The organism is Hymenobacter sp. (assembly GCF_031398885.1).
Taxonomy (GTDB): domain Bacteria; phylum Bacteroidota; class Bacteroidia; order Cytophagales; family Hymenobacteraceae; genus Hymenobacter.
This window is the reverse complement of record NZ_JANNOD010000056.1, coordinates 111,494-125,698: the sequence shown is the minus strand read 5'-3', so window position 1 is coordinate 125,698 and position 14,205 is coordinate 111,494. Positions and strand designations below refer to the sequence as shown.

Below are 14,205 nucleotides of genomic sequence, written 5' to 3'. Positions count from 1 at the left end.
CGCTGCCGCAAAAGGCAGTGAATAGGCTTGGGTGCCCTGCTCGGACGAAGCCGAGAGCTTGAGAGCAAATTAAGGCGGAATGCCTGGATGTTTCCGGCGAAGGTCCGAGTGGAGTTGCTGCAAACGGACGGCGAGTCGTTGCGGGCCACGTGCCAGGAACTTGTGGTGGGCGCTCTGATTTTGTTCCTAGCTACAGTCCGGTTGCGCCGTGGGTAAAGCGCCTGGGAAGCTGGCTTAGCTGGCTCGTGCAACGGAAATGTGCTTACCTCAAGCCGTGCGGGGCGCCGACCCGCGCCACCACGGCAAACAGCGGGTCGGAGCGGCCGGGTGGCTGCGGGCTGCGGTCCAGCAGCTCGATGCTGTGCCAGTCGCCGGCCGCCAGCAGGTACTGCCGCACGAGCGCCAGGTGGCCACGGTCGTCGAGGTGGTGCCAGGCGGCAATGGCCTTGCTGGGAAAACAGCGGTTGGAGAACGTGATGACGAGTGGCGCCCCGGGCCGCAGCACGCGGGCCAGCTCGCGCAGCACCGCCACCGGCTGGGTCAGGTAGTCGACGGACACGCAGATGGCCGCCCCGTCAAATTCGGCGTCTGCGAAAGGCAGGGCGGGTTGCTGGTTGAGGTCCTGCACCACGTGGGCGTGGAGGCGCGGGTTGCCGCGCAGCTCGGCCGCGTTCATGCCCAGGCCCACCACGCGGCGGTAGGGCACCTCGGGCGGCAGGTGGCTCACCCAGCTGCTCATCAGGTCGAGCAGGTCGGTGCCGGGCCGGAAGTACTCGCGGTAGAGCTGCGTAACGGCCGCAATGGCCGCCTCATCAATGTGCGTGACGAAGCGCGGGTGGTGGTAAAAGTCCGCGTCGGGGGTTTCGTCCTGGCGGCGGAAAGCGTGGGCGGGGAAGAGAGATTGCGGGATGTTGGGGTCCATAGAGTGGTTAGATAATCCTGAACGTCATGCAGAGCACAGCGAAGCATCTTGCGTGGGGTAGTAACTCAATCGATTGGATTACTTGAGCACGCGAGATGCTTCGGCTGCGCTCAGCATGACGTTCTAGTAATTTTCGTCGCCTTCAATTTGTCAGGCGGGCTCCAAAAACCGCTTCAGGTACGGAGCGGTTTGGCTGTGCGCCATGTTGGCTACTTCCCGGGGCGGGCCGGCGGCCACCACGCGCCCGCCCTCCTCGCCCGCGCCGGGGCCGATGTCGATGACCCAGTCGGAGCCGGCCACCACGCGCATGTCGTGCTCCACCACGATGACCGTGTTGCCGGCTTCCACCAGCCCGTCCAGTTGCCCCATCAGTTTCTCCACGTCGGCCGGGTGCAGGCCGGTGGTGGGCTCGTCGAGGATGTAGAGCGTGTTGCCGCGGCCGATGCGCTGCAACTCGGTGGCGAGCTTGATGCGCTGGGCCTCGCCGCCGCTCAGCTCGGTGGCGGGCTGGCCGAGGCGCAGGTAGCCCAGGCCCACTTCGCGCAGCACGGTGAGGGCGCGGTGCACGGGCGCCTCGTTGGCGAAGAACTCCCAGGCGCCGTCCACGCTCAGACCCAGCACCTCGGCAATGTTCCGGTCGCGGTAGCGGATTTCGAGGGTTTGGGCGTTGTAGCGGGCGCCGTGGCACACGGGGCAGGGTGCATACACGCTGGGCAGAAACAGCAGCTCGACCATCACGAAGCCCTCGCCCGCGCAGGTTGAGCAGCGGCCCTTGGCCACGTTGAAGGAGAAGCGGCCGGCGTCGTAGCGGCGCTTGCGAGCGTCGGGCGTGGCGGCGAAGAGCTTGCGCACGTGGTCGAACAGGCCGGTATAGGTGGCCATGTTGGAGCGCGGCGTGCGGCCAATGGGCTTCTGGTCGACGCGCACCAGGCGCTTGATGCCTTCCAGGCCGCCCATAATCCGCCCTTCGGTCGATGAAGAAGGAGGAATTAGGAATGAAGAACCGGAGGAAGGCGCAAGCCAATGGTCGTCGGCTTCTTCGGTTTCAATGCCTAATTCCTCATTCTTCATTCCTAATTCGAGAGCGACCAGCTCCACCAGTGCCTGACTGACCAGGCTGGACTTGCCCGAGCCCGACACGCCTGTGACGGTGGTAAACACGCCGAGCGGAAACGCCGCGTCGAGCCGGTCGAGGTTGTTGCGCGTCACGCCGGCCAGCTTCAGCCAGCCGGCGGGCGGGCGCGGCGGGCGGTCGGGAAAGGCGGCGGTATCGAAAAGAAACTGCCGCGTCCGGGATTCCAGGACGGTTTTCAAGCCTTCGGGCGGGCCGCTGTACAGGATTTCGCCGCCCTTTTCGCCGGCCGCCGGGCCCACGTCCACCAGCCAGTCGGCTTGGCGGATGACGTCCAAATCGTGCTCCACCACGAACAGGGAATTGCCCGCGTCTTTCAAACCCGCCAAGGCCGCGAGCAAGGCTTCGGTATCGGCGGGGTGCAGGCCCGCGGAAGGCTCGTCGAGCACGTACACCACCCCGAACAGGTTGGAATAGAGCTGCGTGGCCAGCCGCAGCCGCTGCAACTCGCCGGGCGAGAGCGTGGGCGTGGCGCGCTCCAACGACAAATAGCCCAGGCCCAAATCCAGCAGCACAGCCAGCCGGGCGGCCAAATCCTCGGCGATGCGCCGGGCCACGATGGCCTGCTCCGGGTGCGCTTGGTCGTGCTGCTGCTGGCCCGCGGTGCCGTTGGCAAACGGCGCCAGCAGGCTCGCCAGCCGCCGAAGCGGCAGCCGCGCCATGTCGGCAATGTCCAGGCCGGCAAACTGCACCGCCAGCGACTCGGGCCGCAGGCGCTTGCCGCGGCAGGTGGGGCAGTCGCCGCCGAGCAGGTACTGCGCCACCCGCTTCTTCATGAGCGGGCTGTGGGTGGTGGCGAAGGTGTGCAGCACGTGCCGCTTCACGCCCGTGAAGGTGCCCATGTAGTTCGGCGGCTCGCGGCGCTGGCGGGCGCGCCGCGTCTCGGCGGGCGAGTAGCCGGGGTACACCGGCACCACGGGCTGCTCGTCGGTGAAGAGTATCCAGTCCCGGTCTTTTTGGGGCAGCTCCCGCCAGGGCGTATCCACGTCGTAGCCCAGGCTCACGAGGATGTCGCGCTGGTTTTGGCCGCCCCAGGCCGGCGGCCACGCCGCCACGGCCCGCTCCCGGATGGTGAGCGCGGGGTTGGGCACCATGCTTTGCTCGGTCACTTCGTACACCCGGCCCAGGCCGTGGCAGGTGGGGCAGGCGCCCTCCGGGGTGTTGGGCGAAAAGGCTTCGGCGTAGATGATGCCCTGGCCGGCCGGGTAGTCGCCGGCCCGCGAGTAGAGCATCCGCAGCAAGTTGGCGAGCGTGGTGACCGAGCCCACCGACGAGCGGGTGCTGGGCGCGCCGCGCTGCTGCTGCAAGGCCACCGCCGGCGGCAGCCCGTCGATGGAGCCGACCTCGGGCACGGCCATCTGGTGAAACAGCCGCCGCGCGTAGGGCGACACCGACTCCAGATACCGCCGCTGCGCCTCGGCGTAGAGCGTGCCAAAGGCCAGGCTGGATTTGCCGGAGCCCGACACGCCGGTGAATACCACCAGCGCATCGCGCGGAATGTCGACGTCGACGTTTTTGAGGTTGTGCTCGCGGGCGCCGCGCACGCGCACGAAGCCGGAGAAATCGGGGGAAGGGGGTTGGGGCGACGGTTGGGCCATGGGCAATCGGGAGAGCCGCCCGCCGGACAACGGCGGGGCTACCCCGCGCATACGCAGCTCACCCGCGGATATCTGGCCGCCGCCCGCAAATTTTCGTCGGCCCGATTGCCAACGGAAGCCACAGAGGGGCGGGTAACGCGGAGCTTGCGCCCAACACCGCCCGCCCCCGGATGGCAACCAACCAGCCGCTTACTGCTTGCTGAAGCGGCTGGCTATTTTCTGCCCCCCGGGCAGTTGCCCCACCAGCGTGTACAGGCCCGGCCGCAGCGCGGAAACGTCCACGGGTTGGCCGCCGTAGGTGCCGCGCCACACCTGGCGGCCCTCCATGCTCAGGATGCTGAGCTGCTTGCCCAGCAGCTCGGCGGGCAGGTCCAGCGTCAGTCGGTCGAGGACCGGGTTGGGGTACACGCTCACCACCGGCTGGCTGGGGGCGGCGGGGCTGGCCAGGGCCGTGCGGTTACTGGTTTTGGTGATGCGGACCCAGTTGAGGTTGTAGCCGCCGGTGGAGGCGTAGACCCCGAAGTTGTACGTATTCGCGGCCACGTTCACGGTTTTGGACACGGTAACCCAGTTTTGCCAGCCGCCGGTGCCGGGCACGGCGGTGCTGCCCAGCGAAAAGGCGTTGGCGTTCAGGTCCGACGAAATGGTGCCGCCGCCCCCGCCGCTGGCCACGCGGTACTCGATGAGGTAGGTGCCGGAGGTGGGGAAGTTGACGTTGGTGAACACCAGGTAGTCGGCGGCGTCGATGTAGCCCATGTTCTGGCCGCCGCCCGCGTCGGTGCAGCCTTCCGCCACCATGCCGCTGTTCGTGTTGGCGGCTTCGGCTTCGAGCTGCCGGCTGAAGGCGCCGCCCCCGCCGCTGGCCGTGGCGAAGCTGAGGTAGTTCACGTTGCAGCCCGTGGAGGCGGCCGCGAACAGGCGCAGCGTCTGGGTGCCGGCCGGCAGGTTCACCGCGACGTTGATGGTCTGCCAGCTCTGCCAGCCGCCGGTGTTGCCCACGTTCACGCTGCCGAGCGGGGTGCCGGCGCCGTTGCGCAGCTGGAGCGTGGCCCCGCCGTTGGCGCTGGCCACCCGGAAGCCGACGGTATAAGCGCCGGCCGTGGCCACGGTCACGTTGTAGTCGAGCCAGTCGTTGGTTTCGAAGTAGTCCACGTTCACGCCGCCGCCCGCGTCGGTCGTTGGCTCGGTGAGGGTGCCTTGCTGCGCCGCAAAGCTTTCGGCCTGAATGGTGCCCGGGATGGCCTGCGCGCCCGGCGGGGGCGGGGTGCCGCCGCCCCCCCGGGCCACTACCACTTGCCGGATGGCCGTGAGCAACGAATTAGCGCCGGCGGCGTCGCCGGCCAGTTGCCAAATCATGACGCCGCTGCCCTGGTCGAAGGCGAGGTTGGTTTTGCTCTTGATGGTGGCAATGCCGTTGTAGCCGATGCCGTTGAAAAAATCCGCGTTGGGGTCGGCCCCTCTCGAAACCAGCGAAGCGAAGGTTTCCCCGCCCGACTGCCCGTAGAACGGCACGCCCAGCACGGTTTTGCTGGCCGGCAGGCCGCGCCCCCGCCAGTAGCCCATCGACTGCGAAGCCAGGGCGTAAGTGGAGTGGGCCGGGGCCGCGTCGTCGTAGGCCATGATGTTGAGGAAGTCCAGGTTGTTGAGCACGTTGTCCTGAATGCTGCCCCCGGCCCAGGTGCCCCCGGCCACGGCCGTGGTGAGCAGCTTGCCCTGGCCGTGGAGCCGGGTGGCCAGCTCCTGCATTACGGCTGCGTAGCCGTTGGCGGTGCTGGGAGTGGGGTGCTCCCAGTCGATGTCGATGCCGTCCAGGCCGTACTGGCTGGCAAAGTTGATTAGGTTGGTGGCGAAGGTGCGGGTGTAGTTCGCGTTGTTGCCAATGGAAGCAAACTCGGTGGGGTTGCCGTCGTTCATCCAGCCGCCCACGGAGACGAGCACTTTCACGCCCCGGGCGTGGGCCGTGGCCACCAGGCTTTGCAGCTTGGCGGGGTTTTCGATGGGGCGGAGGCTGCCGTCGGCGTTGGGCAGCAGAAAGGCGTAGTTGATGTGGGTCAGCTTGTCGTACTGCACGTCGCCCACGTTGCCCGTCCAGGAGGGCAGGTAGCCGATAACCTTGAACTGGGCAAATGCCGGAGTGGCCAACAGGAGTAGGAGCAGAAGCCCCAGAACGGTTTTTGAGCGGGAAGGATTTTTCATCGGGGTTGGGGAAAGAATGGTTTAGGGGCGTTTGTGGTGGCCCGGCCCGGAAAAAGGAAGGGAGCCCTTGAAAGAAAAGCTCCCTCCGTTATTCATGGCCTTGCAACGACTTTGGGTTAGTCAACCGCAACCCTTCGGGTGCAGGTGTTGCCATCGGCCACGATGCGCAGCATCAGCACGCCCTTGTCGCGGGGGGGCAGCGAGAACTGAGCGCTGCGCACGTCGCGGAACGAATGGGTGGCTATCTGGCGGCCCGCCAGGTCCGTCAGCACCACCTGCACCGCGGCGTAGCGCGCGCCCAGGTCCAGGGTGAGGCGGGCACCCGCCAGCACCGGGTTGGGGTACAGGTCCACCGGAAGGGCAGCGGCGGCGGGGCTCTTCGCCGCGGGGGCGCTGAGCGCTGAGCTGTTCCCGGCCAGGCGGGCCGCAGGGAGGCTTTTCAGGAAGGCCGCGTTGCTGGTCACAAACGAGTTGCCGTTCTGGAAAGCGTCCCAGTTAATGGACCACGTCATGATGCCCCGCACGCCGGGGTACTTGGTATTGACCCGGCGGAAGGCTTCCTGCAAGCCGGCATTGGAAATCTGCCCGCTGCCGGCGGCTCCCTGGGAAGCCGGCACCGCGATGACCACCTGGTCGGCGCGTAGCCCCGGGAAAAGCGCCCCCGTGGGGCTGCCCACCGTGAAACCCTGAATGACCATCTCCGTCATGGCCGCGACGCCCTCCACGGTTCCCATGGTGTACATCTGGCCGTCGTTGCCCTGCATCTGCGCGGAGTTGTAGAGCTGCGCCTGCACGTAGGTCGTCCGGTCCCGCAGGGCGTGAATCATCGGAATGTAGATGCCCGACCGGGTATCCACGTTGCCGTTGCTGCCGCCGTAGTACTGGCGTCCCATCTGGAAGTAGAAGGTTTCCGGGGCCCACGACAAGATGAAGGTCGAGGGGTAGGCGCTTACCACTTGCCGAATGGCGGCAATCAGGTTGACCACCTTGGGCGAAGTCGGGTTCTTGAAGTCCGGGTCCGCGCCGCCGTTGAAGGTGACCGACGATTGCTCGGTGTCGATGTCGATGCCGTCGAAGCCGTACTCGTTCACGATGGACTTGATGTCGTTCGCAAACTGCGTGACGGCCCCAGTCGAACCCAGGGAGAAGAAGCCCTCGTAGCCGCCGATGGACAGCACGATTTTCTTGCCCTGGCCTTGCAGGGTTTTCACGTCGGCCTTGAAGTCCGCTTTCGTGTAGCCGGCGCTCAGGCCGGTGATGTCAAGCTTCATCCGGCCGTCGGTGCTGCCCGCGGCGATGGGCTCGGCGAAGGAGATGTTGATGACGTCCCAGCCCGGGTGAACGTCCCGCAGCTTGATGAAGGGAACGCCGCCGTTCCAGGTGTGCCAGTAGCCCGACATGATGCGCGTGGGCAAGCTGGTGTTCGGGTTCGGATTGGGGTTCGGGGTAACGCTGTTGACCGTAATGGTTTGGGTGGTGGAGGCGGTCAGGCCGGCGTTGTCGGTGGCCGTGGCGGTCAGGGTGTACGTTCCGGCGGCCACGTTGGCCCAGGTGTAGCTGTAAGGCGCGGCCGAGCTGGAAGACAGCAGCGTGCTGCCGTTGAAAAACTCAACCTTGGCTACGGCCACGTTATCGGTAGCGGTAGCCGCAATGGCCACGCTGGCTGGTGCAGTGAAGCTGGCGCCACCGGCCGGCGAAGTGAAGCTCACGGTCGGCGGCGTGTTGCCGCCCCCCGAGCCGCAGGGCCCGACGAGCCGCCAGACGCAATCCGGGCAGCTGGCGGTGGCTGGGTCCTCGCCCTGGGTCCACCACTTGGCGGTGTAGAGGTTGCCGTTGCGCGAGGCCTGGTTGGTGCCGACGTACACCGTGGCGGCCTGCCAGGCGGCCACAGTGCAGGTGCCCCCACCGGCGGCAGTTACGCTCACGCTCACGGCGGCCGAGGTGGTCACGGCGCCTAAGTTGTCAGTGGCGCGGGCCGTGAGGCTGTAGGAGCCGGCGGCCACGCCGGTCCAGGCGTAGCTGTACGGGCTGCTCGTGTCGGTGCCGAGCAGCGTGCTGCCGTTGTAAAAGGCTACCTGACTGACGGTGCCGTCGGCGTCAGCGGCGTTGGCCGTGAGGGTGAAGGCGGCCGGGGCGGTGGCGGTGGCGCCGGTGGCCGGGCCGCTCAGGCTCGCGGTGGGCGGGGTGTTGGCGGCCGGGCCGGTGGTGAAGGCGAGGTAGTTGAGGTTGCAGCCGGTGGAGGCCTGGGCGAACACGCGCAGGGTCTGCGCGCCGGCGGGCAGGCTCACGGTGGCATTAATGGTCTGCCAGTTCTGCCAGCCGCCGGTGTTGCCCACGGCCACGCTGCCCAGCACGGTGCCGCCGCTGTTGCGCAACTGCAAGGTGGCGCCGCCGTTAGCGCTGGCCACGCGGAAGCCTACCGTGTAAGTCCCGGCCGCGGCCACGTTCACGCTGTAGTCCACCCACTCGTTGGTCGTGAAGTCGTTCACGTTTAGCCCGCCCCCGGCGTCGGTGGTGGCTTCGGTCTGGATGCCAAGCATGGCGGAGTAGCTCTCACCCTGAATGGTGCCCGGGATGGCCTGGGCCGCGGGCGGCGTGCCGGTCACGGTCACGCTCACGGCGGCCGAGGTGGTCGCCGCGCCTTGGTTGTCGGTGGCCTTGGCGGTGAGGCTGTAAGAACCAGCGGCCACGCCGGTCCAGGCGTAGCTGTAGGGGCTGCTCGTGTCGGTGCCCAATAGCGTAGTGCCGTTATAGAAGTCAACCGAGGAGACGCTGCCGTTGGCGTCGGCCGCGTTAGCGGTGAGGGTGATGGCGGCCGGGGCCGCGAACGTGGCGCCGTTGGCCGGGCCGCTCAGGCTCACGGTGGGCGGCGTGTTGGTGCCCGTGCCCAGGGTGCTGAAGAAGTTGTAGGCGTTGGTGACGAACGGGTCACCCTGGGTCTTGTCCCAGTTCGCCGACCACGTCATAATGCCGCGCAAATTCGGGTACGTGGCGGTGAGCGGGTACTGCCCGCCGTAGGCAGTGCCTTTCACCAGGTAGTTGAGTGCCTTGGTCACGTCGGCCGGAGTAACGTAGCCCCCGGCGGGCGCGGCCCCGGTGCCGGTGGCGGGCAGCCCGAAAGCCACCTGGTCCTGCCGCAGGGCCGGGAAAAAGTTGGCCGCGTTGCGGGCCACCGGAAAGCCCTTGAGGAGCATATCGGTCATGGCCACGATGAAGTCGGCCGTGCCCTGCGAGTAAATCTTGTCGTCGAGCGCGTTCTGCGAGCCGGTGTTGTAGTACTGCACGTGCACGTAGGTGAGCAGGTCGCGCAGGCCGTAGAGCACCGGGAGGTAGCCGCCGAAGGCGGTGCCGTAGTTGCCGTAGCCGCCCTGCACGTACTGCACCTCGGGGGCCGAGGTCAGCCAGAAGTCCTTGCCCTGGCCCCGGAAAAACGTGGTCAGCTCGCGCGAGGCGGTCACCAGGTTGTTTATTTTGGGGGTGGTGGAGCTTTTGAAGTTGGTGTCCCCGGAATTCAAGATGACGGATGTTCCTTCCAGGTCGATGTCAAAGCCGTCGAAGCCGTACTCGTTGACAATGGCCTTCATGGAGGCCACGAATTTGTCTTTGTCAGCCGTGGTATTCAGCTCCACGGGCGCGTTGGCTCCGCCAATGGAAATCAGCACCTTGCGGCCCTGGCCTTGCAGCAGGCGCAGGTCGGCGATGAACTCCGCCTTGGGCTGCAGGGTGGGGGTAAACACCATCGTCATGTCGCCGGCCGAAATGGGCTCTGCGAAGGCAATGTTCACCACGTTGTACTTCGGGTTCACGTCCTTGAGGCGGATGTAGGGGGCGCTGGCGTTGTTCCAGGTGTGGAAATAACCCACGATGACCCGACCCTGCGTGGACGCGGGCGGCGGCGGGGTGCCGCCGGTCACGGTCACGCTCACGGCGGCCGAGGTGGTCACGGCGCCCAGGTTGTCGGTGGCCTTGGCGGTGAGGCTGTAGGAGCCGGCCACCACGTTGGTCCACACGTAGCTGTACGGGCTGCTCGTGTCGGTGCCGAGCAGGGTGCTGCCGTTGTAGAACGCCACCTGGCTGATGGTGCCGTCGGCGTCAGCGGCGGTGGCGCTGATGGTGGCGCTGGCCCCCGCGCTCAGCGTGGCGTTGTTGGCCGGCGCGCTGAGGCTGACCGTGGGCGGCGCGTTGGCGGGCGCTACGCTGCCCGAGCCGAATACCTCGTTCATCTTGTTCACCAGCGGCGCCCGCGTATCGGGGCTGTACACCAGTTTGCCGCCGAGCACCACGGGGTTGGCAGCCAGGTTGGTCCAGTCGCCCGAAGCCGTCCAAATGATGGCCCCGGCCAGCTGCTGGTCCTTGATGTACTGGGCCTTGAGGCCCACCGAGCGCTCGTTGTCGTAGCTCAGGAAGTAGGTGCCGTTGGTTTTGTAGGGCACCTTGGCGTTGTCGTCCCAGGCGTCGGTCCAGCTGGCGGTGTTGGCCACGATGGCCTGGTAGTTGGGCGTGCCGTCCCACACGTCCTTGGGCCAGTTGGCAAAGTCGGCGCAGGTCGACACCGCGCCGTCGGGGCTCACCGTTTCCTGTCTTTTCACCGTCGGTGCGTTCAGGGCGGCGGGGCCGCTGGTCACCACGCCGCGGCCGTAAAAGGCCACCCCCAGGTTGACCTTGTTCAGCGGAATGCCCGCGGCCTTGATGCCCAGCGTGGTGGCATTCAGCGAGAAGCTGGGGTATTCGGCGTTGGGGTAGTCGTAGAGCGGCGAGTTGTGGCCGGCCTTGTTCGACCAGCCGCCGTTGTAGTCGTAGGTCATGAAGTTGAAGTAGTCCATCGTGCGGCTGAGCCGGGCCCAGTCGAACTGCGTGAACTTGGCCGGCACCGCGCTAAAAGCCGCCGTAATCAGCTTGCCGGGGCCCACGGCGGCCCGAATTTCCTCCACCAGAAGGGCGAAATTGGTGTAGTCCTGCGGCTGGCCCGTGAAGTTCATGCCGGCCTGGCCAGGGTATTCCCAGTCCAAATCGATGCCGTCGAAGCCCAGCGCAATCAGCTTCTGACAGTCGGCCACGAAGCGGGCCCGCTTGGCCGGCGCGGCCGCCATGTCGCCGAAGTGCTTGCTCATGCTCCAGCCCCCAACCGAGGCCAGGGCCTTCACGCCCTGCTGGTGCGCCAGCTCCAACAAGCCCAGCCGCCCGCCCTGCTTATGAATGGCCAGCGGAAACGCGCCGGTTTCGCCGGTGTTCACGTTCGACCAGCCGCTCGTCGCGTTGCGGTAGCCCAGCGAGTAGGGGTAGCTGCCGTCCGAGACGTACTGCACGAGGTCGAGCTCGCCTTGCAGCAGGTACAAATCCCAACTGCTGTACGTGTCCTTGTTGAGCAGCGCGGCCGGCTGCTGGTCCACGCCCGGCTGGTTGATGTTGGCGTTGCGGTAGTCGCCGCTGTGCAGCGAGCCATCCACGGCCACCCCGAAAAAGGAGAAGTTCAGAATGGTGTACTGCGAGTAGTCAATGTTCAGCTGGTTGAGGCTGCCCTTCGGGATGAGGCCCGGAATATTCTTCCACGGCCCCCACTGCGTGATGTAACCGATGAGCTGCTTGGTGTGGTCGGTGCGTTTCTTGGGTACCGGGGGGCTGACCTGGGCGAGCAGGAGCTCCGGCAGCACCAGCAGCAGCAAGCCCAGGAAATAAGCCAGGCGCCGGACCGGACTCACACGGGCGAAAAGGCTATTCTTTGGCCTGGGCGAAAGAGCGTTAGGTTGTTTCATAGCTTGAAAAAGAGAAGTGAGAAATTTGAGTTGTTGCGGCGTTGCGGCTGCGCGCCAAAACCGGCCGCCAGTCGGGGCAGAGTTGCCCATTCGGCGGCAGCGGGCAGCGGTTCCCAAGCCCGTGGACGGGGCACATGGGGTGAGAAGTGCGCACGAACCAGGAACCGCTCTGAAAGCCGCCGCCGGCCCGGCCTCGCCCAGGGTTTGGGGCATGGCCGGGCCGCCCGGGGCGCTGGCGCCCCGCTACTGCTTGACGAACCGGCGGGTGATTTTCCGCCGCTCCTTGGTCACAATCAGCAGGTGGTACACGCCTGCCCGCAGCGAAGACACGTCCAGCTCGTCGCGGTCGAGGGTGCCGGCGCGTTGGACTTTGCCGTAGGCGTCCAGAATCTGGTACGAGCTGCCGGCTTGCGCCTGGTCCACCTGCAGTTGCAGCCGGTCCGTCACTGGGTTCGGGTACAGGCGGACGGCCTGGGCACCAGCTGCGGCCACGGTCGGGCCGGGCGGCGCGGCGCGGGCGCTGCCGGCCTTGCTGATGCGCAGCCAGTTCAGGTTCCAGTCGCCCACCTGCACGTTGAGGCCGAAGCTGTAGGTGCCCGCGGTTATGGTCACGTTCTGCGAAATGGTGGTCCAGTTTTGCCAGCCGCCGGTGCCGGGCACGTTCACCGTGCCCAGTTGAATGGCGCCCCCGTTCAGCTCGGCTGCAAACCGGCCGCCGCCCGTGCCGCAAGCCACCCGGTACTCGACGAGGTAGGTGCCCGACGTGGGGAAATTGATGCCGTCGTAGGCCAGCCAGTCGCCGGGGTTAAGGTAGCCCACGTTCTGGCCGCCGCCTGCGTCGGTGGTCGGCTCTACCTGCACGCCGTTCATGGCGCTGTAGGCCTCGGCCTGAAGGAAGACGGAGGAGGTGGGCGCGGTGCTGGTAAAGTTGAGCCAATTGAGGTTGCAGCCGGTGGAGGCGGCGGCGAACACGCGCAGCGTCTGCCCGCCCGCCGGCAAGCTCACGGTGGCATTCACCGTCTGCCAATTCTGCCAGCCGCCGGTGTTGCTTACGTTCACGCTGCCCAGCGCGGCTCCGCCGGCATTGCGTAGCTGCAGCGTGGCCCCGCCGTTGGCACTGGCCACCCGGAAGCCGACGGTGTAGGCGCCGGCGGTTTGGACGTTCACGTTGTAGTCGACCCACTCGTTGGTCGTGAAGTCGTTCACGTTGCGCCCGCCGCCGGTGTCGGTCGTCGGCTCGGTTTGCACGCCCTGCATGGCCGCGTAGCTTTCGCCCTCAATCTTGCCCGGTATCGCCTGCGCCGGGGGCGGCGGGTTGCCGATGCCCTCCGCGGCATTAAGCGTGGCCACGGCGTCGGAGAGGCGCAGCGCCACGAAGTGGCCGAAGGCCTGATTCAGCTGGTTCTGCTTGGTAGTGTTGCCGGCGAATTGCTTGCGCAGGTTATACAGGCGCAGCACCTGGCGCAGGTCGGCTTCGGTGTACGACACGCCGGTGTACTGCTGAATCCGGGTCAGAAACGAGAAGCCAAATTCCTGGGTGGGCTCGAAGATGGTGCCTTCGCCGAAGTCGTTCCAGGTGGCCAGCTGCAGCAGGTCGATGTTGCTGCGGTACTGCGTCACGAGGCCCAGAATCTGGTTGAGGGTCTGGGTGCCGTTGTGCGGAATGTCGAAGTAGCTCCGGCCGTTGTTTTCGCCCTGGGCGTAGAAATCCTTGAAGCCCGGGTACACCACGCCCATCACCGTCTTCTTGCCGGGGGCCCGGTCGCGGTAGTAGGCTTCCATGTAGGGGTAGTAGTTGTCGAGGTTTTCATCCTCGTAGGGCCACACGTACTGCCCGTCGGCGTTGCTGCCGGCGTTGTCGTTATCCCAGAGCGTGAGCAGCTCCACGTCCTCCCCCGCGGACGAAAGAATATCGGTCCACTGGCCGGGCTGGTTGAAGGTGATGGGGCCGAAGACGCCCACCAGCGGGTCGTTGCCGGGACCGTAGCGGATGTATTCGGGGCGGCGGAAGTAGTTGTCGCGGGCGTAGGCGAAGTTGGTGCGGCCGTTGGCCACGTTGGCCGAGAACCGGTCCTCCAGAATCAGCCCGAACTTCAGGCCCGTGTCGTCGGTCCGGTCGATGAGGGCGTTGGAGTTGCGCAGCAGGTTGCCCAGGTCGCCGTTGGTGCCGGCCGCGCCGTACCAGTCCACCAGCACCCCGTCGATGCCGGCCAGCTTCATCAGCAGCAGGTGGTACTCCACCACGTCGGGGTCGGCGCTGGCGTAGGGGCCGATGAGGGGGTAGAAGTGGGAGGCAATCTGCCGCTTGCCGCTGCCGTCCACCACGTCGGGGTTGCGGTTGTCCATCGTCCAGTGGATGCCCCAGCGCCCGTTGCCGGACGTCTGGGGGGAGTCAAACCACGGCATGTAGTGCATGTACACCGGCTGCGGGTTGGTTTTGGGCACCCGGGCCGGCTGGGCCTGCGCGGTGCCGAGCGCGGCCGCGCCAAGGAGGGAAAGAAGGGTTGTTTTCATGGTAGCTCAGAAAGACAAAGGGGTGGTTTCGCGGCGGTCAAGAGCTTTTGGCCACGTCGCGCGTCAGGCTTCGCCTGCGCGCCGCACGAC

At 66.6% G+C, this 14,205-nt stretch carries 5 protein-coding genes; all 5 read right to left on the bottom strand.

From position 1 onward, the window contains the following. Positions 1-262: 262 nt before the first annotated feature. Positions 263-922, bottom strand: coding sequence for a methyltransferase domain-containing protein (locus RMO51_RS11245; RefSeq protein WP_310394675.1), 660 nt, complete (start codon positions 920-922; stop codon positions 263-265). Positions 923-1,072: 150 nt separating this feature from the next. Continuing rightward, positions 1,073-3,652 carry an excinuclease ABC subunit UvrA gene (locus tag RMO51_RS11240; RefSeq protein ID WP_310394673.1) on the bottom strand — a complete coding sequence of 860 codons (2,580 nt, stop codon included), beginning with the start codon at positions 3,650-3,652 and terminating at the stop codon, positions 1,073-1,075. A gap of 189 nt (positions 3,653-3,841) precedes the next feature. Then, positions 3,842-5,848 (bottom strand): carbohydrate-binding protein, encoded by a 2,007-nt coding sequence (locus RMO51_RS11235; protein WP_310394671.1) that lies wholly within the window; start codon positions 5,846-5,848, stop codon positions 3,842-3,844. Positions 5,849-5,964: 116 nt separating this feature from the next. Then, positions 5,965-11,547, bottom strand: a complete 5,583-nt coding sequence (locus RMO51_RS11230; protein WP_310394669.1) for a glycosyl hydrolase family 18 protein — start codon at positions 11,545-11,547, stop codon at positions 5,965-5,967. A gap of 297 nt (positions 11,548-11,844) precedes the next feature. Continuing rightward, a complete protein-coding gene (locus RMO51_RS11225) occupies positions 11,845-14,115 on the bottom strand; it encodes a carbohydrate-binding protein (protein ID WP_310394667.1) in 2,271 nt (756 codons plus the stop codon). Positions 14,116-14,205: the final 90 nt, after the last annotated feature.